This window comes from Microcoleus sp. D3_18a_C4, from assembly GCF_036702415.1.
GTDB lineage: Bacteria > Cyanobacteriota > Cyanobacteriia > Cyanobacteriales > Microcoleaceae > Microcoleus.
In genome coordinates this window covers 8603-10796 of record NZ_JAUBTI010000114.1, presented here as the reverse complement: position 1 = coordinate 10796, position 2194 = coordinate 8603, and the positions used below count along the sequence as shown (strand labels likewise).

Annotated in this window: 1 protein-coding gene; it reads left to right on the top strand. The window is 48.9% G+C overall.

The genetic code is table 11. The annotated features are described in order from the left end of the window. Positions 1-30: 30 nt before the first annotated feature. Positions 31-2194, top strand: a 2164-nt coding sequence (locus QUB16_RS28695; protein ID WP_333321450.1) for a hydantoinase/oxoprolinase family protein, incomplete at its 3' end; no start/stop codon positions are given.

Below are 2194 nucleotides of genomic sequence, written 5' to 3'. Positions count from 1 at the left end.
GGCTGATTAACATTTATGATGGATAATGATATGAATGCTGTTTTTGCCGATCGCACTCGCTGGCAATTCTGGATCGATCGCGGCGGTACTTTTACCGATATTGTAGCCAACAGCCCCGACGGTAAGTTAGTCATTCACAAGCTGCTATCAGAAAACCCCGATCGCTACACAGACGCAGCAGTGCAAGGAATTCGCGACATTTTGGGAATTGCCGCAGATGTCCCCATACCCGCTGCACAGATTGAAGCCATTAAAATGGGGACGACGGTGGCGACAAATGCTTTGCTGGAACGAAAGGGCGATCGCACAATTCTGTTACTTACTAAAGGTTTCCGCGATGCGCTGAGAATTGGCTATCAGAACCGCCCCAATATTTTCGCGCGTCACATTGTTTTGCCGGAGATGCTGTACGATCGAGTTATTGAAGTTGCAGAACGCTACAGCGCTCAAGGTGAGGAGTTATCTGCTGTCAATCCCGAATTTATCCCGTGTTTGCAGCAAGCATACGATGAGGGAATTCGCAGTTGTGCGATCGTATTCATGCACGGCTACCGCTACTCGGAACACGAAAAACAAGTTGCTAAAATAGCGAAAGAAATTGGCTTTACTCAAATTTCAGTATCTCACGAAGTTAGCCCGCTGATGAAACTGGTTTCGCGGGGAGATACTGCGGTTGTCGATGCTTATTTATCTCCGATTTTACGTCGATACGTCGAACAAGTAATCAGTCAGTTAATCGAGGCAGATTCCGGGAACGAGGGATTATTAATGCCCAATGCCCAATGCCCAATTCCCAATGCCCAATTCCCCAAATTAATGTTCATGCAATCGAATGGCGGCTTAGTGGACGCGGAACAATTTCAAGGAAAAAACAGTATTTTATCCGGGCCTGCTGGGGGAATTGTCGGTGCTGTTCAAACGAGCAAGAAGGCAGGTTTTGATAAAATTATTACCTTTGATATGGGCGGAACTTCGACAGACGTTGCCCATTTTAACGGCGAATACGAACGCGAATTTGAGACGGAAATTGCTGGGGTGAGATTGCGATCGCCCGTGATGGCAATTCACACTGTAGCAGCAGGCGGCGGTTCAATTGTCTTTTTTGACGGGGCTCGCTACCGCGTCGGGCCGGAGTCTGCAGGGGCCAATCCTGGGCCCGCTTGCTATCGCAAAGGCGGCCCCTTGACGGTGACTGATTGCAATGTGATGTTGGGGAAAATTCAACCGGCTTTTTTCCCGAAAGTATTTGGATTGAATGGAGATTTGCCGATCGCCCCTGACGTAGTAAAGCAAAAATTTGGGCAATTAGCGGAGGAAATTGGGGGCGAGAGGACGGCGGAACAGGTGGCGGAGGGTTTTTTGGCGATCGCGGTGGAAAAGATGGCAAATGCTGTCAAAAAAATCTCGCTTCAGCGGGGTTACGATGTTTCCGAGTATACATTGTGCTGTTTCGGCGGTGCGGGCGGCCAACACGCTTGTGCGATCGCCGATGCTTTGGGGATGAAACGGGTGTTTATTCACCCTTATGCGGGTGTGTTGTCGGCTTACGGTATCGGTTTGGCTGATGTGCGGGCTATTCGCGAAAGGGCGATCGAGCAACAATTAAATGCAGAATTATTACCTGATTTGCATGATATTTTAACCGAATTGGAGGCAGATGGAAAGAGGGAATTGAACCGCAGAGGCGCAGAGAACACAGAGAATGAGTCAGAGGTTTTAGTTGTTAGCAAGTTGCGCTTAAAATATCAGGGAAGTGACTCTGTTTTGGCTGTCAATTTTGCTGACAATATTGAGGCGATGCAGGCTGAATTTGAAGCAGCCCACCGACAGCGTTACAGTTTTATTATGCCAGAAAAACCGCTGATTGTGGAAGCTGTTTCGGTGGAAGTTGTAGAAAAAATCGATGTGCCGGAAGCATCCCAAATTTCCCCCTCTTGTGGCACAGGCATCTTGCCTGTGCAACCAATTTTGCAGACAATGGATGTGCCGGAAGCATCCACAATTTCCCCATCTTGTGGCACGGGCATCTTGCCTGTGCCACCAATTTTGCCGACAATGGATGTGCCGGAAGCATCCCAAATTTCCCCATCTTGTGGCACAGGCATCTTGCCTGTGCAACCAATTTTGCCGACAATGGATGTGCCGGAAGCATCCCAAATTTCCCCATCTTGTGGCACAGGCATCTTGCCTGTGC